We start from the raw sequence: 24,633 nt of genomic DNA, 5'->3' as shown, positions 1-24,633 counted from the left end.
AGAGAAGAAATTTTTCATGACTGTTGCACCACGCATTGGGCGCGCAACCCGCACGACTAGTGAATCCGACATCACTGTTGAAATAAACCTGGACGGTTCCGGCAAGGTTGACATTGATACTGGCCTGCCATTTTTCGATCACATGCTGACCGCTTTTGGTGTGCACGGAAGCTTTGATCTGAAAGTTCACGCCAAAGGTGACATCGAAATTGATGCCCACCACACGGTAGAAGATACCGCGATTGTGCTGGGACAGGCGTTGCTTGAAGCAGTAGGAGACAAGAAAGGCATTCGCCGTTTCGCATCCTGCCAGCTGCCCATGGATGAGGCGTTGGTGGAATCCGTGGTGGATATTTCTGGACGCCCATACTTTGTTATCTCCGGCGAACCAGAGCACATGATCACCTCAGTAATCGGTGGACATTATGCCACGGTGATCAATGAGCATTTCTTTGAAACGTTGGCTTTGAATTCTCGAATTACCCTGCACGTGATTTGCCACTATGGTCGTGATCCTCACCACATCACTGAGGCTGAGTACAAGGCTGTTGCTCGCGCATTGCGTGGTGCGGTGGAAATGGATCCTCGTCAAACAGGAATCCCATCCACTAAGGGAGCACTCTAATCATGAATTCTTCTCCCATGTCTGATATGGTCACTGCGGCTGTGCAGAACGCACCAGACGCAGGAAACCGATGGTTTATCTACGGTCTGTTCCTCATCGCCGGGCTTTGTGTCGGCGGTGCCTGGTCTGCATATAAATCAGAAAACAAAATCCTCATGGTTGTTGCCGGCCTAATTGCAGTGGCCGCAGCAGCTGCAGGAATTTTATGGATGTTGGGAGAGATGACCTAATTTGGACACACGGGCTTTAACACGCGCTGAAATTGAGCAACTTCCCAGCATGTGGAAAAGCCCAGGGTTTGTGGCTGTCCTGGTGGCGGTCGCTGCGGCTTTCGGCAGCTGGTCTTTACTGCTTCCTGTGGTGCCGTTAGCAGTGTTAAACAATGGGGGATCGAGCGCTGTCGCAGGTGCCACCACCGGTATCTTCATGGCAGCCACGGTCTTGACCCAAATTTTTACACCTGCTGCACTTCGAAAAATTGGCTACACACCAGTGATGGCTTTTGCCGCCTTCATGCTCGGTGTGCCAGCAATCGGCTATGTGTTTAGCGTTGAACCAATCCCAGTGCTGCTGGTCTCTGCACTTCGAGGCATTGGATTTGGTGCTTTAACAGTTGCGGAATCCGCCCTTGTGGCAGAACTTGTGCCCGTGCGTTTCTTAGGCAAAGCCTCTGGAATGCTAGGCGTATTTATCGGCCTGTCCCAGATGCTGTTCCTACCTACCGGCCTGGCGTTAGGCGATCAATTTGGCTACAACGTGGTCTACATTTTAGGTGCCGCTATCGCGCTGGTTGCGGCCGTGATGTGCCTGCGTATCCCAAAGGTGAAGGCAGCAGCAAAGCAACAACCTAAGGTGACCGAGCAAGAGCGTTCTGTCTCCACCTGGAAATTAGTGCTTATTCCTTCACTAGCTGTCACCACCTTGTCCATGACATTCGGTGCGGTATCTTCATTCCTTCCAGCTGCGGTTATCGAGCTAGACCCAGGATTAGGTGCAGCACTAGCGGGAATCATTTTGTCCATTACCGGTGGTTCTTCAATGGTGTTCCGCTACCTATCCGGCGTGATCGCCGACCGCCGCGGCATGCCTGGCACCACGATGATCCCTGCTCAGATCATTGGTTTCTTAGGCGTCGCATTAATCACTGCAACAATTTTCCAAGGCTGGTCCGTGTGGCTTTTGATCATTGGCGCAGTGATGTTCGGTGGCGGTTTCGGCATGGTGCAAAACGAAGCTTTGCTGTCAATGTTCTTCCGCCTTCCTCGCTCTAAAGTCTCCGAAGCGTCCGCCATCTGGAACATTGCTTTTGATTCGGGCACAGGAATCGGAAGTTTCCTCCTTGGCATCGTCGCCGCCTCGCTTGCTTACAGTGGTGCTTTTGGTGCCGGAGCCGCGGTGATTTTGTTCGGAATTATTCTGACCACAGCCGATCGGATCATCGGGCACCACCGCATCACCGAATACAACAACACCCGCGCACGTTTGCGCCAAGTTCCAGTAGCTCGGCGTGCAGTGCAAGGGCTGCGCAACAGGCGCAAAGACCGCTAAAACGCTTTTCGACGGATCCCAAGCCTGCCTCTGCGTACATAAGACCACAAGATATTGGCAAAAAGGTGCTTAAATTTCGGAAATCTTGTTGTCTTATGTACATTGCCTTGATTGGGAGGCCAAGTTTCGGGGACAGCGCCTTAAAACCTTAAAACCGGCATAAACGACCAAATCCATAGTTGATTCCAAGGTTATTGGTCTCTAGATCAAATTTGTAGGCCGAGTTAACGTCGTATTTGACCAAGAATCTAGTTTCTAGAGGTGTGCTTGGTCTCCCGGTGAAATGGGGTGCAAAACTTAAAGATTGCCGCTAGAAAAGTGACCTCACAGATTCGCGTGTACGGACTTTGTAGCTCCCAGATGATACAAATACCCATCTGGAATTTTGCGGAGCTTAAACGGCCTGTAAAAGGCGTTTGCTGAAAAATCCCAGCTGGCACAACATTGTGAAAGTTGGGAGAAAGAAACTCGACTGCGGTGCTTGATTCGGAAACCGCGTGCCTTAAACTATCCGCATGACCAAAACTGTCGCCCTTCTCGACTATGGATCCGGAAATTTACGATCAGCTCAACGCGCATTAGAGCGAGCTGGTGCAGAAGTTATCGTGACCTCAGACCCAGAAATCTGCACCAGCGCAGATGGCTTGCTGGTTCCAGGTGTTGGAGCTTTCGACGCCTGCATGAAGGGGCTAAAAAACGTTTATGGACATCGCATCATTGGTCAACGCCTAGCGGGTGGTCGTCCAGTGATGGGTATTTGCGTCGGTATGCAGATCCTTTTTGAAGAAGGCGAAGAGCACGGCATTAAATCTGCTGGTTGTGGCGAGTGGTCAGGAAAAGTTGAACGCCTCCAGGCTGACATCCTGCCGCACATGGGGTGGAACACCTTGGAAATGCCCACCAACTCACCAATGTTTGAGGGGCTTTCCCCTGAAGATCGTTTCTACTTTGTGCACTCATATGGCGTGCGCAAGTGGACGTTAGAAACCGATGATCTCACTACTCCGCCACAGGTCGTGTGGGCAACCCATGAAAACGATCGTTTCGTGGCCGCTGTGGAAAATGGTGCGTTGTGGGCAACCCAATTCCACCCCGAAAAATCTGGTGATGCAGGAGCACAGCTACTGCGAAACTGGATCAACTACATCTAACAGATAGGATCAATAACCATGACTTTTACAATTCTTCCTGCAGTTGATGTGGTTAACGGACAAGCAGTTCGTTTGGATCAGGGTGAAGCCGGCACTGAGAAGTCCTATGGCACCCCGTTGGAGTCTGCGTTGAAATGGCAGGAGCAGGGTGCACAGTGGCTGCACTTTGTTGATCTTGATGCTGCGTTTAACCGTGGATCAAACCATGAGATGATGGCGGAAATCGTCGGCAAGCTTGATGTTGATGTCGAGCTTACTGGCGGTATTCGTGATGATGAATCCCTAGAGCGCGCTTTGGCAACCGGCGCACGCCGAGTAAACATCGGTACGGCAGCGTTGGAAAAGCCAGAGTGGATTGCTTCTGCAATTAAGCGGTATGGCGAGAAGATTGCTGTTGATATCGCTGTGCGTTTGGAAGATGGCGAGTGGCGCACCCGTGGCAATGGGTGGGTTTCCGATGGTGGAGATCTCTGGGAAGTTCTAGAACGCCTTGATTCTCAGGGCTGCTCCCGTTTTGTGGTGACAGATGTGTCCAAGGACGGCACCTTGAGTGGACCGAATGTGGAATTGTTGCGCGAGGTTGCTGCTGCAACCGATGCACCAATTGTTGCTTCAGGAGGCATCTCGGTGCTGGAAGACGTTCTAGAGTTGGCTAAGTATCAAGATGAGGGCATTGACTCTGTCATCATTGGAAAAGCTTTGTACGAGCACAAGTTCACCCTCGCAGAAGCACTAAGCGCTGTGGAGAAGCTCGGTTAATTTATGGATGCCCGTGGGATGTTGGCCATAGCTGAGGCCGTTGTCGATGATGCCGAAGCCTTGTTTACCCAAGGTTTCGGCGCTGCACCTGCGCTTTTGAAATCCCCTGGGGATTTTGCCACAGAGGTGGATATGGCCATCGAATCCCATATGCGCCAGATGCTCAACATGATGACAGGCATCGATGTCATCGGCGAAGAGGGCGGGGGAGCAACGTCTGGAACACGGTGGGTTATTGATCCCATCGATGGCACTGCTAACTTTGCAGCGTCCAACCCCATGAGTGCGATTTTGGTGTCATTGCTTGTGGATGACCAGCCGGTTCTTGGCGTAACGTCCATGCCAATGCTGGGCAAGCGATTAAGTGCCTATGAAGGTTCACCGTTAATGATTAATGGTCAACCCCAAGAACCACTCCAAGAACAATCCAGCTTGGTGTCTCACATTGGGTTTAGCTCAATGGCCTCACCCCGAAACACCGCTTTTCCAGCAGAACTGCGCCGTGATTTACTCACTGAGCTGACCGAAAGTTATCTCCGTCCTCGCATCACCGGATCAGTGGGTGTGGATTTAGCTTTTACCGCACAGGGTATTTTTGGAGCTTGTGTTTCTTTTAGTCCGCATGTGTGGGACAACGCAGCAGGCGTCATGCTGATGCGCGCAGCTGGAGCGCACGTGACAGACACAGAAGGTGGGCCGTGGGTGCCTGGTAAAGGTGTAGTAGCAGGAACAAAAAAGGCCCACGATGTGCTGTTAAGTAAGATTGAAAAAGTTCGGTCCATGCATGCAGAAGCAGGTCATGGACAGTCACCTAATGAGGAGCACTTTTAATATGGGCGTGGCAATTCGAGTTATCCCTTGCCTGGACGTGGACAACGGACGGGTGGTTAAAGGCGTCAACTTTGAAAACCTCCGCGATGCTGGCGATCCAGTGGAATTGGCAAAGCGTTACGACGAGGAAGGTGCCGATGAATTAACCTTCCTTGATGTCACCGCCTCCAAGCACGGTCGTGGCACCATGCTTGATGTGGTGCGTCGTACTGCTGATCAGGTGTTTATTCCTCTTACCGTTGGTGGCGGTGTACGCAGCGAAGAAGACGTTGATCAATTGCTTCGTGCTGGCGCAGACAAAGTCTCGGTGAATACCTCTGCGATTGCACGCCCTGAGCTTTTGTCTGAGCTTTCCCAACGCTTTGGCGCTCAATGCATTGTGCTGTCTGTTGACGCCAGGCGTGTGCCGGAAGGTGGTACTCCGCAGCCTTCTGGATTTGAGGTCACCACTCACGGTGGTTCCAAATCGGCTGAACTTGATGCCATTGAATGGGCAAAACGTGGCGAAGAGCTTGGAGTCGGAGAGATCTTGCTGAACTCCATGGACGGCGACGGCACCAAAAACGGCTTCGATCTTGAACTGCTAGAAAAAGTCCGCGCAGCAGTGTCCATTCCAGTCATTGCTTCTGGTGGAGCTGGCAAGGCTGAACATTTCCCACCAGCTGTAGAAGCCGGAGCCAATGCGGTCCTTGCTGCCACCATCTTCCATTTCCGCGAAGTCACCATCGCAGAAGTCAAAGGTGCCATTAAAAACGCTGGATTTGAGGTGCGGTAATGGGGGATAATCCGAAAGATTTTAAGCTGGATTGGGACGTCGAAAAGCGTTTAAAGCTTAACGACGCCGGCCTCGTGCCGGCAATCGTGCAGGCGGAAGGCACCAAGGAAGTCCTCATGATGGCCTGGATGGATACCCACGCACTTGCGTATACACTGGCGACACGGCAGGGAACTTATTTTTCCCGTTCGCGCAATGAATACTGGATCAAAGGTTTAACCTCTGGAAACGTCCAAGAAGTAACAGGCGTTGCCCTCGACTGTGATGGCGATACTGTTCTTCTGACCGTGAAACAAACTGGGGGAGCCTGCCACACTGGTGCCCACACATGTTTCGACAATGACGTTTTGCTGTAAAAGCAACAACGATTAAGGAAGAATTCTTATGAAGCCACGCGTGCTGTCAGCCTTAGGAATTGGAGCTGGCGCCCTGGTTGTCTGGATCAGCTCACGCATGAACTGGATCACCATCGAGGCTTTCGATGACAAATCAGGAAGTGTTACCCAATCAATCGTGGGTGCAACCTGGTCAACAGAAATCATGGCGTTGGCTCTTGCGCTGCTTGCGGCATTCGCTGCTGCCTTGGTGTTACGCAGTTTTGGTCGGCGTATCGTCGGTGGTATCGCAGCGCTGATCGCCATCGGAGCAAGTCTGTCACCACTTTCATTGCTTACCCAAGATCCAGATGCTGAGCGTGCGCGCACGCTGCTGACATCAGGTGTGGCAAATCAAAAAGCTAACTCAGGTACATTGCTGTCAGATTGGGCAGAAATTACCAATATCACTGCTCATCCGTTGGCAGCCGTGGTGGCCATGATTGGTTGTGCCTTGGCGCTTGTTGGTGGCATTGTCCTTGCAATGCGTCCAGGAGAAGACACCGCTAAGAGCAATCAGTATGAACGCAAACAGGCTCGTGCGGAAAAAATCCACACCGATTTAGAGCAAGAGCCAGACTCAGGACGTGTGATGTGGGACGCACTTGATGAAGACATCGACTTCACTGAGAAGGGTTCAAAATCAAAAGAATCACCAGGTCATAGCTAGGTAGTAGCCCCCTGATTTCTTTCGCCATGTGTGTTCGGGATAACCTTAAACACAGCATTGGTTGGAAGGAGGTTGGGGCATGGTTGCAACAGAGAACCGCATGCTGATGGAAATAGCTGCGGAAATTTCCGCTCGAGAAGCAACGCTTGGTTTCCAAGAAGTGAAAACTAAATCTCGTTCTGCAGGTCTAACGGCGGCTTTCGATATTGCTTCAGTCTTTTTCTCATCTGGATGTAATGTTGTAGTCGCCTTTGATCGTTTCACATCAAACTGGTCGGACCATTCAGATCATGTGGATTATGCTGCGCAGGTGGCAAGTTTTGGTGCATCTATGCTTGCCTACACCGTGCGTAGAGGGCATTTTGATTCCGCGGCACGCGATATTAAAGATATTAAAACTGAAGTAGATATTCCGATTTTGCTTCACGATCCAATTATTGATCCTTATCAAATCCACGAAGCACGCGTCATGGGTATTGATGCTCTTCAGCTGCCCGTGTGGGCGATGGAACAGGCACGCTTGGAATCACTCGTTGATCGCACAGAATCTTTAGGGATGACAGCCATTGTTTCGGTGCGCAACCATGAAGAGGCACATCGTGCGGTTGATGCAGGTGCATCCGTAGTAGCGATCGATATCACTGGTTATACCGGAACGCTTTCTTTGCCTGAAGCGTTTTCAGGAATTTGTAAGTTCATGCCAAAAGAAGTTGCTCGCATTGCATTGGGTGGCTGTAGCACTGCAAAAGAATTAATGGCTTTCGCGCGGTATTCAGCAGACGCCATTTTTGTGCCGCATACAGAGTTGGCAACGGCTAAATCTCTGGTGACCGCAGGTATGCATCCAGCGTGCCCATCGAGGTAGTGGAGTCTTAATGCCGTCCACAAATGGGGCAGCAGGCGTGGATGTATGGGCTCTTGCTAGATTAAGGGGCATTACTTGTCGCCTGACTGTTAGGTATACGTTGTGGATGTCATGACCTTGGCCGCTATTCCATCTCCACCGCAAGGTGTGTGGTACTTGGGTCCTATTCCCATTAGGGCTTATGCAATGTGCATTATCGCTGGCATCATTGTTGCCATTTGGCTTACTCGAAAGCGGTACGCTGCGCGTGGCGGAAACCCTGAAATGGTACTTGATGTTGCGATCGTTGCTGTTCCTGCGGGAATCATTGGCGGCCGTATTTATCACGTAATAACTGATAACCAAAAGTATTTCTGCGATACCTGTAATCCGGTTGATGCTCTAAAAATTACCAATGGTGGACTGGGTATCTGGGGTGCTGTCATTCTTGGTGGCTTGGCTGTAGCAGCATATTTCCGATACAAGAAACTTCCCCTGGCACCATTTGCAGATGCGGTGGCACCCGGTGTTATTTTGGCTCAAGGAATAGGTCGCCTTGGAAACTGGTTTAACCAGGAACTGTATGGTGCTGAAACCACAGTGCCTTGGGCTTTGGAAATTTACTACCGTGTAGATGAAAACGGAAAATTCTCACCGGTGTCAGGAACTTCTACCGGTGAAATCATGGCAACCGTGCACCCAACTTTCCTGTATGAATTGCTCTGGAACCTACTGATCTTCGCCTTGTTGATGTGGGCGGACAAACGCTTTAAACTCGGCCACGGTCGGGTCTTTGCACTTTATGTTGCGGGCTATACCTTGGGCCGTTTCTGGATTGAACAGATGAGGGTGGATGAGGCGACTCTCATTGGAGGCATCCGTATCAACACCATTGTTTCTGCAGTGGTTTTCGCCGGTGCAGTTATCGTGTTCTTCATTTTGAAAAAGGGTAGAGAAACCCCGGAAGTTGTTGATCCCACTTATTTTCAAGCTCAAGCGCAAAGTGGAGAAGATGGCGACAAAACGGTTGCTGTAGCAGGAAAAGATGACGATAGTGAAACGCCACCTAGGCGATAGTATTTGACCATAAAAGCTTTGGCTTGTCAGATACTTTAGATTGAAAACCGTGTGCCCGGTTCGCTTTGCGGGTGCCCGGTCTTTTCTGGTTTAGGCACGTCAAACGCATAAAAGCATGTCTGTTCGTGCTTTTAGTGAGTTGTCTCGCCGGAAATTAAAGGTAATACCTGTGGCTTGTGGGGTGGTGACGTACTAGGCTTAGGTGCGTGGATAGACGAACTAAGATTGTATGTACCCTAGGCCCAGCCGTGGCTAGTGCAGAAGGAATTCTGCGTTTGGTAGAAGATGGCATGGATGTTGCTCGCCTCAACTTCTCCCACGGCGATCACCCAGACCATGAGCAAAACTACAAGTGGGTTCGTGAGGCAACAGAAAAGACCGGCCGTGCAGTCGGTATTCTCGCTGACCTCCAAGGACCAAAGATCCGTCTTGGCCGTTTCACTGACGGCGCAACCGTGTGGGAGAACGGTGAAACTGTTCGAATCACCGTCGACGACGTAGAAGGAACACACGACCGTGTGTCCACCACCTACAAAAACCTCGCTAAAGATGCCAAGCCAGGCGACCGTCTGCTGGTTGATGATGGCAAGGTGGGACTCGTTTGCGTTGCAGTAGAAGGCAACGACGTTATCTGTGAAGTCGTTGAAGGTGGACCAGTTTCGAATAACAAGGGCGTATCTCTGCCTGGCATGGATATCTCTGTTCCTGCATTGTCTGAAAAAGACATCCGCGACCTGCGCTTCGCGTTGAAGCTGGGCGTTGACTTCATTGCACTGTCCTTTGTGCGTTCCCCGGCCGACGCGGAACTAGTTCACAAGATCATGGATGAAGAAGGCCGTCGTGTCCCTGTCATCGCCAAGCTGGAGAAGCCAGAGGCCGTCGCATCCCTGGAGCCAATTGTTCTAGCATTCGATGCCATCATGGTTGCACGTGGTGACCTTGGTGTTGAGGTTCCACTGGAAGAAGTTCCACTGGTGCAAAAGCGCGCAATCCAAATTGCTCGTGAAAACGCAAAGCCAGTGATCGTGGCAACCCAGATGCTGGACTCAATGATTGAGAACTCCCGCCCAACCCGTGCAGAAGCCTCCGACGTGGCTAATGCCGTACTTGACGGTGCAGATGCAGTCATGCTGTCCGGTGAAACATCCGTGGGTAAGGATCCTCACAACGTTGTTCGCACAATGGCTCGAATTGTGCGCTTCGCAGAGACTGATGGTCGCGTTCCCGACCTGACTCACATTCCACGCACCAAGCGTGGCGTGATTTCCTACTCTGCACGCGATATCGCAGAGCGCCTCAACGCACGAGCGCTAGTAGCGTTTACCACTTCTGGTGACACTGCTAAGCGTTTGGCACGTTTGCACAGCCATCTTCCGCTATTGGTGTTTACTCCAAACCAGGCCGTTCGTTCAGAGTTGGCACTGACATGGGGCGCAACCACATTCCTGTGCCCACCAGTCAGTGATACTGACGACATGATGCGTGAAGTTGACCGTGCGCTTTTGGCCATGCCGGAGTACAACAAGGGCGACATGATGGTTGTTGTTGCAGGTTCACCTCCTGGAGTAACCGGTAATACCAACATGATTCACGTTCACCTCTTGGGTGATGATACGAGGATCGCAAAGCCTTAAAAACTCTTTAGGGTTAAAAATGCGCTGACATCTAGATTGATGTCAGCGCATTTTCTTATTTCAAGGGGTCGGGGAGTGCGGATAATGCCATTGGGTGTCCGGCGTACGTATGGAAATCGCTCATGGGAAGTACCTCATCGATGCGGGCCGCAAAATGTCTTTTAACCCATGCGTGAAGACGTAGTGGAGGGTGTATTTCTCCTGGTTGTCGCGCACTTAAAACAATTTACTTGACACGGAAAGTAAATTGGTGCATGATGGTGTCAACAGCAAAACACAACAGCGATTACAAAAGGATGAAAAACAATGCCACTTCTTGAACAAAGCATTAACAGCGCTACTTTCATGGACGCAGTTAGCCTGCGTGTAGGAGACCTCGAAGGGATGTCCAGCTACTACTCGGCCATTCTTTCTTTGGAGCCAATGGAGGAAAAAGTCCATGGCAAGGAAGTCCACCGAGTACTTGGCCGCAATGGCACCCCACTTCTTCGACTGATCTCCACACCTGGTCTTCCAGCAGTTGATCCACGTCAAGCTGGCCTTTACCACACTGCATTCCTCTTTGACACCCAAGCAAGCTTGGCGGCTACCGTATACCGCGCGGCACAGGAGCCACGCTCCCGCTTTGTGGGATCTTCTGATCACTTAGTGTCTGAAGCTTTTTACTTCACCGACCCAGAAGGTAATGGCATTGAGCTTTATGTCGATCGCCCTCGCAGTGCATGGAAATATGCAGATAACGGTGACGTACGCATGGACACTATCTACCTTGACCCAAACCAATACCTGCAGAGTCACTTAACTGAAACCATTTTGAACAACACTGCCATTTTGCCGGCCAGCATCGGCCACGTTCACCTGCAGGTGGGAAACGTAGAAAGAGCACGTGAATTCTACGTGGACAAGATCGGTTTTGATGCCACCACTTCAATCCCTAATGCACTTTTCGCCTCTGCAGGCGGATACCACCACCATGTGGCAATGAACACGTGGAACTCCGCTGGTGCAGGCCCTCGTGCAGCAACCCTAGGCCTTGCAGATGTGGCAGTTATTGTTCCAGGTAGGGAAGACCTTGACATGTTGGTTGAGCGCCTAAAGGGGCAGGATTTTTCCGACAACGGAACCTCAGTAACCACCCTGGATCCGTGGGGAACGCACATTACGGTGTCACTTCCAGGTGTTTCTACCGATGAACTTCTAAATCGTTAGCTCATTCCGGTAGCAGGAAGCTCAATCTCAGGCTAGGTTTATGGCTGTGAAACCATCAGGCATAGTCCAGTTTAAAAATGAACTTCCTAACCCTCTCCAGCCTCTTGTAAAACTCGCGCATAACCTGCGTTGGTCTTGGCGGGAGGAAACCAAACAGCTGTTCCGCGATATTGATCCAACGTTGTGGGAACAGCTTGATGAAGATCCAAAGCAGATGCTCCTTCAGGCACCTGCGTCTCGTCTGCAATTTCTCAGCTGTGATGATGAGTATTTGGGGCGGGTCAATGATGAAGAGCAAAACCTCAGTGAATACCTCAGTGATCAGCTGTGGTACCAAAACACCACGGATAATGCTGAAGCTGCGGGGGATCCTCTAGTCGCATACTTCTCCATGGAATTTGGTATCCACCCAAGCCTCCCGATTTACTCCGGCGGGTTGGGTGTTCTTGCTGGCGATCACATGAAGTCAGCATCAGATTTGGGTGTGCCACTGATTGGTGTTGGTTTGCTCTACACTCATGGTTACTTCACCCAGTCACTGTCTGGTGATGGCTGGCAGCAGGAAGAATACAAATACCATGATCCAGCACAGCTTCCCATTGAAGCGGTAACAGATGAAAACGGAAAACAAATTACTGTTTCTCTGACGTACCCTGGTGCACAAAAAGTAGAAATTGCTTTGTGGGTGGCTAACGTCGGGCGAATCCCATTGCTGCTTCTTGATACCAATATTGACGCAAACCCAGAAGAACTACGCAGTGTTACCGACCGCCTGTACGGCGGAGACAATGAACACCGCATCAAGCAGGAACTAGTTCTTGGTGTTGGTGGTGTACGTGCTGTCAATGCATTCTGTGATGCTCGTGGAATCAAGCGCCCTTCAGTTGCACACCTTAATGAAGGCCACGCAGGTTTCCTTACCTTAGAGCGTATCCGTGAGCGTATTGCAGATGGAATGGATTACCCAGCTGCTTTTGAGCAGGTCCGCGCATCTAATATTTTCACCACCCACACGCCAGTCCCAGCAGGTATTGACCGCTTTGATATGGAGATGGTGCGCCGCTACCTAGGTGAAGGCCAGCCAGAAGATCAGCAGCTGTGCGTTGGCGTTCCAATTGAGAAGGCTTTGGAGTTGGGTCGTGAATCTGATCCTTATCGCTTCAACATGGCACACATGGGTCTTCGGGCAAGTCAGCACGCCAATGGCGTCGCAAAGCTTCATGGTGAAGTAAGCCGGGCCATGTTTGCTGGCCTGTACCCCGGATATGAGCCCCGTGAGGTGCCCATCGGGCACGTCACCAACGGTGTTCACCTGCCGACATGGGTCAAGCCTGAGATGAAGGAGCTCATTGGCCGGGTCGCTGGGGGAGCGGATCTAGCCGTTACTGACACCTGGGAAAACCCACAGGCGGTGAAATCGGAGAAGCTGTGGAAAGTGCGCAATAAATTCCGCGCTGACCTAGTTGATGTCGCCCGAGCTGCAACAGCTAAATCATGGGCACACCGCGGACACACTGAGGCAGAACTTGCATGGACCTCACGCGTTCTTGACCCAAACGTGCTCACCATCGGTTTTGCGCGCCGTGTATCCACCTACAAGCGTCTAACGTTAATGCTGCGCAACCCAGAGCGGCTGCGGTCAATTTTGCTGAACAAGGACCGCCCAGTGCAGTTTGTCATCGCTGGTAAAGCGCACCCGCACGATATGGGTGGCAAGAAGCTCATGCAGGAAATCGTCCAGTTCTCTGATGACGCCGGAATCCGTGATCGTTTCCTCTTCCTCCCTGACTATGACATCAATCTGGCCAGCTACCTCATCTCTGGTGCAGATGTGTGGTTGAATAACCCGGTTCGTCCTCAGGAAGCTTCAGGTACTTCTGGCATGAAGGCCGTGATGAACGGTGGTTTGACCCTGTCCATTTCTGATGGCTGGTGGGATGAAATGCCTAAGGAAACCACTGGTTGGACAATCCCCACTGTGGAGTCCCCAGATCTAGAGCACCGTGATTACTTGGAATCCCAGGCGCTGTATGACCTGCTTGAAAATGAAGTAGCACCGCTGTTTTACAAGCGGGACAAAAACGGTATCCCGCAGCAGTGGCTTGATTTGGTCCGTGAATCATGGACCACGCTGTCACCGATGATCACATCCACCCGCATGGTTCGTGACTACACCATGCAGTACTACCGCCCAACCAAGCACCAGGCACAACTGATTGCTGATCCTGCCAAAGCCGCGGAATATGCGGCCTGGCTTGAGTACATCAAGACCGAGTGGGCCGGGGTTCAGATCACAGACCTGAACATCAGCGAGAGCGCCATCACGGCGCAGGAGATCAAGGTCAGCGTCCGCGTTGATTCCGGTTCGCTTGTCGACGACGAGTTCCAAACTCAGGCCCTTTTCGGCCCGCTTGGATCAGATGGTGAGATCAAAGACCCTGAGATTATTGTTCTCGATCCACGTGGTGATGGCACGTACTCAGCCACCATCACAACCGATCTACCAGGTGAATACGGTGTTACCGCTCGCGTGGTGCCACACAACAAGATGCTGGTCAGTCCCGCAGAAACCCGGTTGATTACCTACATTCAGCAATAAGAAAATTTCCTGGCCACCTATCTTGGTGTGGCCAGGAAATTTTTTTAGTTTTTACCCAGGTAGGTCAGCAGCGCAGCTGCAGCCGCTCGAGTTGCAGCATGCATTGTTGGTTCATAGTCCGGTAAGAAATTACCCATGTGGTTGGCTGGAACATCAAGTGCCACCCGATCATTTTCAACCGCTTGTTCCCACAGCCCGCGGGGGGTTACGCCAATAGTCCAGTACAGGTAGGGGCTATTGAACGCTTTGGGGATTGAAGGGAAATCCTCAGACGCAGTCCAGCGGTAGGCATCAATCGAGTCTGCACCAAAGACCTCATCAAAGACAGGCCGGATAGTTTCAAATACCGCCGGTGTGTTGTCGGTGAGATCACCATGAGCAAAGTATTCAATTACTGGTTCTTCTTCGATTCCTGATGCCATGCATTCTGCGCGAACTACCCGTTCGATCGCGCGGTAGACCTTGTGTTTGACCTTGTCATTGTAAAAACGACAGTTCAACACCAATCGAGCTTGCGCTGGAATGGTGTTGTTGGTGTTTCCGGAATGCAATGTGCCCACTGAAATCACTGCAAAATCTTCCGGAGAAACCTCTCGTCCAACGATGCCTTGAAGCCGAACAACAATCATTGCCGCTACAAATGTGGGATCAATGGAATTATGGGGCATCGATCCGTGGGCGCTTCGCCCCTGAATACGGATCTCAATGGAATCACACGCAGCCAAAGCACCACCGGGCATACTCATCACTGTGCCGGCAGCTCCTGGGACAACGTGCTGACCAAAGCACACATCAGGGCGAGGAATTAAATCAACTAAACCTCCAGCAACCATTTTGTTAGCACCTTGGGAGTTTTCCTCAGATGGCTGGAATAGTGCAATAAAGGTACCTTCCCATGCATCTCTACGCTGATCCAGAATGGCACATGCACCCAACAGTGCGGTGACGTGCACATCGTGGCCACAAGCATGCATGACATGAACATTGGAGCCTTCATGCGGGCGCATCCTCGTTGATGCAAAAGGCACGCCGGTAAGTTCTTTGACGGGCAGGCCATCAAAATCAGCGCGCATCAGTGCAACAGGCCCTGAATCTTTTACGTCTGTGCTGTTGTTACTGTTTCGGAAAACAGCCAAAATCCCGTAACCGCCGACATTTGGAATCACCTCGCAATCAAAACGTTTGAGGTGTTTTTGGATGCGATCCGCCGTTTCTGATTCAAAGCCAGAAAGCTCGGGATGCTCGTGGAAGTCTTGATATGCAGCTTCCTGCCACGACAGATCAACACCATGATTGCTTAGAAGTTCTGAAATGCGGCTCATGGATTAGATAGTAGAGCACCCGAATCGCCACACTAAATAACACCGCACTACAGCAAAGGATTGTATTTCAAACTGTTGCGCTCCACTGCGCATTCCATTGCAATGCGCAGATTTGGTGCGATTTCTTCTTCATCGCGTAAACGATACATTTCTTTGACTACTCGATCACGAACATTGTGCGGAGACAACGTATTCAAATACACCTTGGTCCCACCTTCAAAGCCTGCGATTGTAGATACCCGCCATTTGATCATCACATGCCACGGCATGGGCATATCAACATCGATTGGTTTGTGGACCCATTCCTCATTGCAGGGAACATCTGCACCGGTTGCTGCATGGCAAGCGTGAATCAGGTCGCTCATGGATTTAAGCTCTTCATCAGTGTGCAACCAAGGCTCTGGGGTTGGAGATTTAGAATAAATCTCAATGGTGGGGTAACGGTGCCCAAAACCGGCGAACGCTACAGCGTGGTCATTTTCAGCGATTATCAGATTGTGGTACCCGGCGTAATCTACAGCTAATTCGTTGTACATATTGGGGTTTCGGCGCAGATGATGCAGTTCATCAGCAATAAGCCGTCCGCGTTCATCAATGGCGACCAATTGTTTGTGCAGATGGTCAAAAGAAGCGCCCGCTGGTTTCAACCAGTTTTGAAACGCCACCACATAGGGAACATAGCGGTTGCGCCGATAAAGTTCGTCGATGCCGTCGACTGTTAAACGAATAAAGGCTTCGTGCTCGCTCAACGTCAACGTTCCAGATGAAGCTAGCTGGTCTGTGGTCGTTGCGTTGTCTACAAAATGGCGACGCCCAATGATCACGTCATGACCACCTGCAAAATAACCTGGTGCTTTTTCTAACAACTCGCTTTCGGTCATCGTGCTGGGATCATCACCAGCAGCTGCAATCCTTGTCCGAACAATCGCGAGCACATGATCGCGACCCTGAGGAGTGGCTAAATACTGCGACATGCGCATCGCGGTTTCAGCATCCATGTCGAATCCAAAGTTATGGTGCCAATAGTCAAAGGAAACGATTTCAAAAAGGTTAGGCACTCGTCGGAATTCTGGAGTCGTAGCGGCAAGTTCATCCGGTAATACTCCACGAATAATGTCGAATTCACCGTTATCGCCAATAACTATTCTCGATTTTTCTGGAGGAGTGGAGAGCATGTTGTCAGAGCAAAATGCGCAGTAGGAGGTGTGATCCTTCGCTGACAGTTCGATACTTGTTGAAGCGTTATGTAACAGCGGTCGATTTCCACGACCTGGGACAGTCCACACTTCCGTGCCCGTGAAAGGGTGAATTTGTTTAATCGTGCCATCTGCCATTGTGCGAATGGGGGTGGCTGAAAAAGAATGGGGGCTAGTCATACCCTCAAGGCTATTGTCTACTGTGGAGTTATGCCGAAGATTCAATTTGATGTGTTAGTCCCAGACGCTGATTCCATCGCATTAGCGGGACGATTTTCCGTGGTATCCAACCTCTTGATTGATAAAGGTCTGATGGAACATGGCGTTGTCGTTCATGATCCAGCAGTCGAAGTACCACAAGCCGTTGAGGAACAACTCCGCCAGACATACCGCGATGAACATGAAGATGCTGAACTTGAAGAGTCATCGGTGAATCGTTACCTGATTGAAGTCGACGGGGTAAAAGGATCCGTCAACCAAATCACCATGATTTTTGCACGTCTTCTCACCCCGCCAGCGGATCTGCCCAAGGATGCCTTCCTCCTTGAGCAAGAATTGGCCTATGAAGTTCCTGCCGTATATCCCTGGGCAGTTGAAATCCTGCGCTAGTTTTTTGACAAGTAGTCTTCAGCGATCCTCCGCCCAGCATCACGTAATTGTGCTGCAACGTCGGAGGATTTAATCATTTCCACAGCCAAGAAATCATCTGGAATACCTGATTCCACTCCTCCGGCTGCTACTGCAAGATCGACACCATGAGATTGCGCCAACGCGTGCAAAGTGCCCACGACCTTCCCGGTAAACGATTGCGAATCAAGCTTGCCTTCACCAGTAATGAGAAGATCGGTGTCTGGCAGTGCTGCTTCAATACCGTTGGACCTGGCAATCAATGGCGCGCCGGGCAGGATGTGAATGTGTTCGCCGTTTCCGTGCATGAGGGTGGACAGCCATGTCAATCCAATCGCGATGCCACCCGCTGCGCCCATTCCTGGCTTTGTGCCATCAACTTGTAATTGGGCGCAGGTGTGGCCAAGGGCGGCGTCGAGAAGCAAAATATCTTTTTCTGTAGCACCTTTTTGGGGGCCGAATACCCTGGCGGCACCGTGTGGGCCGGTGGCTGGGGCGTCGACATCGGTTAAAAGGATCCATTCGACGGCTGCTGCTGGGATATTCAGCTCTGCGGTGTCGATGTAGTCGAGGTTGATCAGGTCGGCGCCGCCGGTGCGCAGAGCGTATCCCGCTTTGTTACGTGGGACTGCTCCAAGTGCGATTAAAATTCCTGAACCAGCATCAGTGGTGGCCGAGCCGCCAAGCCCAAGTGCGATACGGGTTGCGCCGCGGGTAACAGCGTCGGCTATAAGAACACCGGTTCCGTAGGTGTCTCCGGTGGTGGGAACTGGATTGTCGGCAACAGCCGGTAAGCCGGAGGCTGCGGCGATGTCAATATATGCAGTATTAGTTGATGGGTCGAACGTGTAACTGGCTTCGGTGAGAAGTCCTGCGGCGTTGGTCGTGGGTAATGTTATGACCTCACCGTCGAAAACTGCCGAGGTTCCTTCGCCACCATCAGCCATGGGTGCCAAAGTAATAGAAGCCTCGGGGAGCACTTCTAAAACGCCTTCACCTAAATACGTTGCAGCTTCAGATGCGGTGGCAGTTCCTTTGAAGGAATCAGGGGCGATAATAATCGACGGGCTGAGTGCGGGATTGGTCATTGTTGCCTTTCATACAGCGTGACTAGTTGTTGTGGTGTAAATGCGTGTGTCTTTGACTCTCTCATCCTAATGGTGGCTTTTTATCTTCATGTGATCTGTGGTGAGTGGGAGTAGAAAACTAAGACCGCGGAGCAAAACTCCTTTCAAAAATGGCGGCCTCTCCGCTGTCGCAGGGCTAGCTGGAGAGGGTAGGTTATATAACCAGTTCGGCAACTGGTATTAATTGACGAGCGGATGAATTTAATGCACGTGATGTTTTTGTGCAGTTACCGGCCTTTTTGGTGTGACAAAATTGATAAACCTAAAGAAATTTTTCACCAATTTTGAATCTTTGTGGTCATATCAGTGGCACGCTGTCATAATTGAACGTGAGCATTTACCAGCCTAAATGCCTGCAGTGAGTTAAGTCTCAAAGCAAAAAGTTGCTCTTTAGGGCACCCGTAGTTTAAAACTATTAACCGTTAGGTATGACAAGCCGGTTGATGTACATGCAGATTTTCAAAGTGTCGAGATTATTTTTTTCATAGCCCAAATGCGTGGGAAAGCACCTAGGATAAACAATGGTGTTTTAACAGCAGTGCCTGTGATGAACAAGACCTTAAAAATGTGCGGGTATGTACAGCCGAGATGGGAACGAGGAAATCATGACAGTTGATGAGCAGGTCTCGAACTATTACGACATGCTTCTGAAGCGCAACGCCGGAGAGCCTGAATTTCACCAGGCAGTGGCGGAAGTTTTGGAATCATTGAAGATCGTCCTGGAGAAGGACCCTCATTACGCTGATTATGGCCTCATCCAGCGCCTGTGCGAGCCAGAACGCCAGCTCATCTTCCGTGTACCTTGGGTAGACGATGAAGGCCAGGTCCAGGTCAACCGTGGTTTCCGTGTGCAGTTCAACTCTGCACTTGGTCCATACAAGGGTGGTCTGCGTTTCCACCCTTCAGTCAACCTTGGCATTGTTAAGTTCCTTGGTTTTGAACAGATCTTTAAGAACTCCCTGACCGGCTTGCCAATCGGTGGCGGTAAGGGTGGATCTGACTTTGACCCTAAGGGCAAATCAGAGCTGGAAATCATGCGATTCTGCCAGTCTTTCATGACTGAGCTGCACCGCCACATTGGTGAATACCGCGACGTTCCTGCAGGTGATATCGGAGTTGGTGGCCGTGAGATCGGCTTCCTGTTCGGACACTACCGCCGTCTGGCAAACCAGCACGAGTCCGGTGTCTTGACTGGTAAGGGTCTGACCTGGGGTGGATCCCTGGTCCGTACTGAAGCAACCGGCTACGGCTGCGTCTACTTTGTCCATGAAATGATCAAGGCAAAGGGCGAGTCCATCGAAGGCCAGAAGGTCATCGTTTCTGGTTCCGGAAACGTGGCAACCTATGCCATTGAAAAGGCGCAGGAACTGGGCGCAACAGTCATTGCTTTCTCTGACTCCAGCGGCTGGGTCCATACCCCGAACGGCGTCGATGTGGCTAAGCTCCGCGAAATTAAGGAAGAGCGTCGTGCCCGCGTATCCGTGTACGCAGAAGAGGTCGAAGGCGCAACCTACCACACCGATGGTTCCATCTGGGATCTCAAGTGTGACATTGCACTTCCTTGTGCAACTCAAAACGAGCTTGACGGTGAGAACGCAAAGACCCTTGCAGACAACGGCTGCCGCTTCGTCGCTGAAGGCGCAAACATGCCTTCCACCCCTGAAGCTGTTGAGGTCTTCCGCGAGCGCGATATCCGCTTCGGACCTGGCAAGGCAGCAAACGCCGGTGGTGTGGCAACCTCTGCACTTGAGATGCAGCAGAACGCTTCCCGCGATTCCTGGAGCTTCGAGTACACCGACGAGCGCCTGCAGGTGATCATGAAGAACATCTTCAAGACCTGTGCTGAAACCGCAGCAGAATATGGCCACGAGAACGATTACGTCGTGGGCGCAAACATTGCTGGCTTCAAGAAGGTTGCCGACGCAATGCTTGCACAGGGCGTTATTTAATCACCCTGAGTCACTTAAAATCCCTGATCTCATGTGTAGGTCAGGGATTTTGCACATTCTGCAGCTCAATCACACGATCCACGTGGCTAAGCGCTGCTTTGCGGTGGGCAATGATAATCACGGTGGTATCGGTCAACGAGGACAACATCGTGGCAAGTTCAGACTGATGCAGTGCATCTTGATGGCTGGTGGCTTCATCGACAATCAACACCCTCGGGTTGCGTGCCAAAGCACGCGCCAGGCAGAGCCGTTGTTGCTGCCCGCCAGATAGCTTTAGCGCGTCCTTGTCCAAAGGTAGCTCGCTTATCGACGCCCGCCTCAACACCTTTGTAGCTTCTTCTTCAGACAGCTCCGGATTGCCCACCCGCAAATTATCTAAAACGCTGCCTCTAAAAAGCACTGACCGTTGTTCCACCATAGTGATAGCTTCTCGCAGTTCGGTAGAAGAAACATCTGCGATATCTACGCCGGCGATGGTGATGGTGCCTGAATCTGGTTTGGCGAGTTTGACGATCATTTTGGCCAGCGTGGATTTGCCACTACCGCTGGGGCCGGTGATGCCAATATGTTCACCGGCTGCAATTTTTAAAGAAACCGAACCTGTTTTGCCTACATTAACGTTTTCGATGCAGATACCAAGTGGTCCTTGCGGTAGTGGCTGTGGATTTGTGGGTTCTGCAATGACAATTGGTGCATCAATGATAGAGAAGTAGCGCCGGGCACTATTTAACGCAGTGGGCATCGTGCGGGCGAAACCTTCCACTGCATCTAATGATGGGGATAAAGCCACGATAATAGCGGCGGCTAAAACACCAGAATCAGGAACTAAGACCACCATGAGGGCTGCGGAAATCCATGGCCACAACAAGGCTAATCCCTGTCGCAATCCTACGATCAAGCCTTGTTGGGTGACCTCGTGGTGCAAGCCTTGTTCTTTGTCACCCAGGGCTTTTAGTCGAACCTCAATGGCACTATGAGAGTTGATCTCTAAACGCCCTGATGCGTCTTCAGTTAAATGCTGGGCAATGTTACCACGTTGTGTGGCTTCGTTGTTGGTTGAATTCTTTCCAATCAGTGGGATTAACCACGCGATAATGATGCCGATTAAGCCAATTAGCCCCGCCACAGGATCAAGCATGGTCAGCGTTGCCACACCTGCCACACTGAGGATCACCGCAGTGATCGCGGGGCCAATAGTATGCGCAAAAAATACTTCAATGGAGTTAATGTCGCGGGTAGCAACCGACATGATGGAGCCACTGCCATTAGGCGTTGCGGGGCTACCTTTGCGGATGATGGCGTCGTAAAGCATCACGCGCATGTGGGCAAGCAGCCCAAAGGCGGCGCGGTGGCCGCATACTTGCTCACCCCATCGGCATGCAGCTCCGATGATGGCGATGAACGCCATGATGGCGGCGATAGCGATAAGGGAGACGTCTGGACGGTAGAGAAGGATCCAGACGGGAACAAGGAGTAAAGCTGCAGTGAAAAGTTGATTGCCTAAACGCAATAGTGAGGAGGCACTGAGCTCGACCCATACCGTAGAGGCCAACTTTAAAAGCCTGGTGATCAATGTTGTTCCTCCAATACTGCTTGGCGGAAAAACGCATTGTGTGCAGATACTTGTTCGGGAGTATCGATCATGGTGATGGATCCGTTTTCTAAGACCACAATGATATCGGCGTCGAGGGCTTCTGAAGGTCTGTGGGTGATCTCAAGCAATGTGCAGTCAAGGGATTTAGCTGATTTGCGTACTTGCTTGGCATTTGCGTAGTCGAGTTGTGCTGTGGCTTCATCAAAAACGACTATCCGAGAGTTCTTCATAAGTCCCCGGGCAATGGAAATACGTGCAGCTTGTCCGCCAGATACGCCTTTTCCGGTTTCGCCAACTGCAAGATCAGCAGGAAGTTCGTCTCCGAGAAGGAGGCTGTGGATTTCTGCGGAGTCCACCCCGGTGTTGGCGAGATCGATATTGGACGCAATGGTTCCGCTAAACAAGGTGGGGGATTGCGGAACGAAACTAATCGAGGCGCGTAGATCATCCATGGTGCAATCATGTCCACCAATAGAAATGGTGCCCTCAAAATCTAAAAGACCTGATAGTGCAAGGGCGAGTGAAGATTTTCCAGCACCACTTGGCCCCACAATGGCTACATGTGAGCCCTTAGAAACAGCAAAAGAAATTCCGTTGATTATCTCTGTGTCGCCGCGGCTGATGGTGAGATTACTAATGTTGAGGTCACCATCAACCAGCACAGAATTGTTAGTTGATGGTGCAGCAGTAACTGCAGGGGGAGTGGCAAGAGCTTTATTGATTGCTATCAAAGACGGCTTGCCGGCCATGCCAGTATAAAAAGTCCGACCCATTCGGTTGATGGGATCAATCAGCAGACGTGCGAGTAAAACAAGCGCAATGGCTTGGCCAAGCGTCAATGTTTCCGTGGAGTAGCTGGCAACAGCTAAAACTACGGCAACAGTAGTGGTGGCAATGCCAAAAACACCGTCGGTGACCAAAATCATCAGTTGATTTCGGTACAACAACGACATCACTTGCGATCGCATTTTTTCAGCCCGGTGTTCAATCAAGCGGCGCCGAGAACCGGTGGCGTTGAGCATCATCGTGGTACCCAACGTGCGCACCGATTCTAAAAAGACTCCAGCTAGTTGCCCAGCAGCTCGACCATATCCAGCACCAGCTCCTTTGAGCATGCGCTGAGCCCAGGAAATGACAAACGGAATGATGCACAATCCGATACTTAAGAGTCCAGCAATCGACCATGACAGAGCTAGCCCAATCACGATGATCACCGCAATTGGTGCTAAGAACGCTGCAAAAAATGGGCCTAAAAATAGCACGGTATATGTTGAGGCTTTCGTTGTTGCCTCTGTAGCCAAGGTGATTATGTGCGCGTCATCGTGGCCCGTGGATGAAAGACCTAAGTTCTTACGTGCTAATTGTTTACGCCATACGCTTTCAGTTCTCGCTCGAAGACGCTGGGGTAAAACAGCCTCCGCCCACAGCAGTGCAGCTGCTGTGATGGCACCAGCGAGCACCCACCAAAAAGGCGCTGATTGAGTGGGCGAGGGGGCGTCGATAAGCAGCCCAAAACCGATAATGACCAGGGTAATTACTACCATCCGCGCCACAATTAGTGCAGTCAATAGCCAACCCACTGCAGGGATATCACGAAGCAGTGAACGCATATCCACCACAACCTTTCCGCACTTGTGCTAAATCCACCTTGATTCTTCAAGAACTAAGGCTAGCTTGAGGCTGGGACACGGCCTTCCCCCGGGGCTGATCGGAAAAGTTTTCGAATATGATCTAAATGGTGCTTTACATGCTGGTTTGGTAAAAAATACCCAGCTGGAACTAGGCGCGCCACACGCAAGCGGTCTAGGTTTTCAGTACGATTAACCGCATGTACAAGGTCTTCGAAGCACTGGATGATTTAGTTCAAGCCGTTCAACGCGCATACGGCGTTCCCATGACCGGAAACTGCGTGGTTCCACGTCAGGAAGTGCTCGCGCTGTTAGATGATTTGCGCGATGCGCTGCCAGTGGAACTTGATGATGCGCAAGATGTGTTAGACCACCGTGATGGCGTTATCCGTGAAGCTGAAGAAAAAGCTATCGCCATTGTTGATGACGCCGAAAATGAGGCACGAAACCTTCTTGCCCGTGCCACCGAAGAATCAGACGCCATGGTGGAAGATGCCACCAAGCATGCCCAATCTGTCGTCGGTAAAGCTAATGACACGGCGGATCGAATTGTTGGGGATGCGCGTCGAGAAGCAAATAGCGTGACTGAGCGCGCGCAAGCTGAATCTGAGCGCCTGGTTAATTCCGGCAATGATGCCTACCGCCGGGCAGTCGCAGAAGGCCAAGCCGAGCAAGAACGCCTGGTCAGTGAAGCGGAAGTGGTTCGTCGCTCTATGGAAGAAGCACATCGTATTGTTGATGCAGCACATGCTGATTCCAACAAGTTGCGCAATGAATGCGATGAATACGTGGACTCGAAGCTTGCTGAATTTGAAACCTCACTATCCACCACGCTGCGTTCTGTAACAGCTGATCGTTCCGCATTGCGCCGAGGTGCAGGAGCCACCGGCAGGGAACCACGCGAAGAGCAACCTGCAGCACGCGGAGATTACGACCGTGACTACGAGCGAAGCTACGACAGGGAATACGGACGCGACTACGACCGGGATTATGACCGCGACGACCGTGATTACTAAACAGTCAAGCCGTTTAGCTCAGTTATATTAATTAGTTTCCCCATCAATCGATCCTCATCTGATGTATGTAGTTATGGT

At 51.2% G+C, this 24,633-nt stretch carries 22 protein-coding genes; 17 read left to right on the top strand and 5 right to left on the bottom strand.

The features are described from left to right. Positions 1–16 precede the first annotated feature (16 nt). The 14 genes from hisB (at position 17) to glgP (ending at position 14,096) form a co-directional block, all read left to right on the top strand. Positions 17–625 carry an imidazoleglycerol-phosphate dehydratase HisB gene (gene hisB, locus N24_RS10955; protein ID WP_096456908.1) on the top strand — a complete coding sequence of 203 codons (609 nt, stop codon included), beginning with the start codon at positions 17–19 and terminating at the stop codon, positions 623–625. Positions 626–627: 2 nt separating this feature from the next. Continuing rightward, a complete protein-coding gene (locus tag N24_RS10950; protein ID WP_096456906.1) occupies positions 628–855 on the top strand; it encodes a hypothetical protein in 228 nt (75 codons plus the stop codon). A gap of 49 nt (positions 856–904) precedes the next feature. After that, complete coding sequence (locus N24_RS10945) at positions 905–2,173, top strand: MFS transporter (protein WP_167382090.1); 1,269 nt, start codon at positions 905–907, stop codon at positions 2,171–2,173. A 515-nt stretch (positions 2,174–2,688) separates the two neighbouring features. Beyond that, positions 2,689–3,324 (top strand): imidazole glycerol phosphate synthase subunit HisH, encoded by a 636-nt coding sequence (gene hisH, locus N24_RS10940; protein WP_096456902.1) that lies wholly within the window; start codon positions 2,689–2,691, stop codon positions 3,322–3,324. 18 nt (positions 3,325–3,342) lie between these two features. Next, the gene (priA, locus tag N24_RS10935; RefSeq protein WP_096456900.1) at positions 3,343–4,083 is read left to right on the top strand and encodes a bifunctional 1-(5-phosphoribosyl)-5-((5-phosphoribosylamino)methylideneamino)imidazole-4-carboxamide isomerase/phosphoribosylanthranilate isomerase PriA; all 741 of its coding nucleotides are present in this window, start codon (positions 3,343–3,345) and stop codon (positions 4,081–4,083) included. Positions 4,084–4,086: 3 nt separating this feature from the next. Beyond that, on the top strand, positions 4,087–4,914 hold the full coding sequence (locus N24_RS10930; protein ID WP_096456898.1) for an inositol monophosphatase family protein: 828 nt from the start codon (positions 4,087–4,089) through the stop codon (positions 4,912–4,914). Position 4,915: 1 nt separating this feature from the next. Further along, positions 4,916–5,689 carry an imidazole glycerol phosphate synthase subunit HisF gene (hisF, locus tag N24_RS10925; protein ID WP_096456896.1) on the top strand — a complete coding sequence of 258 codons (774 nt, stop codon included), beginning with the start codon at positions 4,916–4,918 and terminating at the stop codon, positions 5,687–5,689. Beyond that, positions 5,689–6,045, top strand: coding sequence for a phosphoribosyl-AMP cyclohydrolase (gene hisI, locus N24_RS10920; protein ID WP_077312615.1), 357 nt, complete (start codon positions 5,689–5,691; stop codon positions 6,043–6,045). The genes hisF and hisI overlap by 1 nt, the downstream gene beginning before the upstream one ends. A 28-nt stretch (positions 6,046–6,073) precedes the next feature. Then, entirely contained in the window at positions 6,074–6,733 is a 660-nt protein-coding gene (locus N24_RS10915; RefSeq protein WP_096456894.1) for a TIGR02234 family membrane protein, read from the top strand. Positions 6,734–6,812: 79 nt separating this feature from the next. Next, on the top strand, positions 6,813–7,598 hold the full coding sequence (locus tag N24_RS10910) for a beta/alpha barrel domain-containing protein (protein WP_096456892.1): 786 nt from the start codon (positions 6,813–6,815) through the stop codon (positions 7,596–7,598). A gap of 111 nt (positions 7,599–7,709) precedes the next feature. Further along, positions 7,710–8,654 carry a prolipoprotein diacylglyceryl transferase gene (gene lgt, locus N24_RS10905; protein ID WP_096460091.1) on the top strand — a complete coding sequence of 315 codons (945 nt, stop codon included), beginning with the start codon at positions 7,710–7,712 and terminating at the stop codon, positions 8,652–8,654. Positions 8,655–8,860: 206 nt separating this feature from the next. Further along, positions 8,861–10,288 carry a pyruvate kinase gene (gene pyk, locus N24_RS10900; RefSeq protein ID WP_096456890.1) on the top strand — a complete coding sequence of 476 codons (1,428 nt, stop codon included), beginning with the start codon at positions 8,861–8,863 and terminating at the stop codon, positions 10,286–10,288. Positions 10,289–10,594: 306 nt separating this feature from the next. After that, positions 10,595–11,497, top strand: a complete 903-nt coding sequence (locus tag N24_RS10895; protein WP_096456888.1) for a VOC family protein — start codon at positions 10,595–10,597, stop codon at positions 11,495–11,497. A 40-nt stretch (positions 11,498–11,537) separates the two neighbouring features. After that, complete coding sequence (gene glgP, locus N24_RS10890; RefSeq protein WP_167382088.1) at positions 11,538–14,096, top strand: alpha-glucan family phosphorylase; 2,559 nt, start codon at positions 11,538–11,540, stop codon at positions 14,094–14,096. Positions 14,097–14,140: 44 nt separating this feature from the next. On the opposite strand, the gene N24_RS10885 is transcribed toward glgP, so the two are convergent. Together N24_RS10885 and N24_RS10880 are read right to left on the bottom strand one after the other, a co-directional pair. After that, positions 14,141–15,418 (bottom strand): amidohydrolase, encoded by a 1,278-nt coding sequence (locus N24_RS10885; RefSeq protein ID WP_096456886.1) that lies wholly within the window; start codon positions 15,416–15,418, stop codon positions 14,141–14,143. Between the two features lie 47 nt (positions 15,419–15,465). After that, positions 15,466–16,794 carry a DUF4921 family protein gene (locus tag N24_RS10880; RefSeq protein ID WP_096456884.1) on the bottom strand — a complete coding sequence of 443 codons (1,329 nt, stop codon included), beginning with the start codon at positions 16,792–16,794 and terminating at the stop codon, positions 15,466–15,468. Positions 16,795–16,824: 30 nt separating this feature from the next. On the opposite strand from N24_RS10880, the gene N24_RS10875 reads away from it, so the two are divergent. After that, complete coding sequence (locus N24_RS10875; protein ID WP_096456882.1) at positions 16,825–17,223, top strand: hypothetical protein; 399 nt, start codon at positions 16,825–16,827, stop codon at positions 17,221–17,223. Here N24_RS10875 and N24_RS10870 read toward each other — a convergent pair. Next, positions 17,220–18,329 carry a glycerate kinase gene (locus N24_RS10870; RefSeq protein ID WP_096456880.1) on the bottom strand — a complete coding sequence of 370 codons (1,110 nt, stop codon included), beginning with the start codon at positions 18,327–18,329 and terminating at the stop codon, positions 17,220–17,222. The genes N24_RS10875 and N24_RS10870 overlap by 4 nt on opposite strands. Positions 18,330–18,973: 644 nt before the next feature. On the opposite strand from N24_RS10870, the gene gdhA reads away from it, so the two are divergent. Further along, a complete protein-coding gene (gene gdhA, locus N24_RS10865; RefSeq protein WP_096456878.1) occupies positions 18,974–20,317 on the top strand; it encodes an NADP-specific glutamate dehydrogenase in 1,344 nt (447 codons plus the stop codon). A 40-nt stretch (positions 20,318–20,357) separates the two neighbouring features. On the opposite strand, the gene N24_RS10860 is transcribed toward gdhA, so the two are convergent. Both N24_RS10860 and N24_RS10855 read right to left on the bottom strand, forming a co-directional pair. Continuing rightward, positions 20,358–21,869, bottom strand: a complete 1,512-nt coding sequence (locus tag N24_RS10860) for an amino acid ABC transporter ATP-binding/permease protein (protein WP_231910993.1) — start codon at positions 21,867–21,869, stop codon at positions 20,358–20,360. 17 nt (positions 21,870–21,886) lie between these two features. Further along, entirely contained in the window at positions 21,887–23,521 is a 1,635-nt protein-coding gene (locus N24_RS10855; RefSeq protein WP_096456874.1) for an ATP-binding cassette domain-containing protein, read from the bottom strand. A 218-nt stretch (positions 23,522–23,739) separates the two neighbouring features. Between N24_RS10855 and N24_RS10850 the strand changes: the two genes are divergently transcribed. Next, the gene (locus tag N24_RS10850; protein ID WP_096456872.1) at positions 23,740–24,555 is read left to right on the top strand and encodes a DivIVA domain-containing protein; all 816 of its coding nucleotides are present in this window, start codon (positions 23,740–23,742) and stop codon (positions 24,553–24,555) included. The last annotated feature ends 78 nt before the right edge of the window (positions 24,556–24,633 follow it).

It is taken from the genome of Corynebacterium suranareeae, assembly GCF_002355155.1.
In the GTDB taxonomy this organism is placed as follows: domain Bacteria; phylum Actinomycetota; class Actinomycetes; order Mycobacteriales; family Mycobacteriaceae; genus Corynebacterium; species Corynebacterium suranareeae.
The sequence above is the reverse complement of the archived record's forward strand: the minus strand, read 5'-3'. Positions and strand labels throughout refer to the sequence as shown.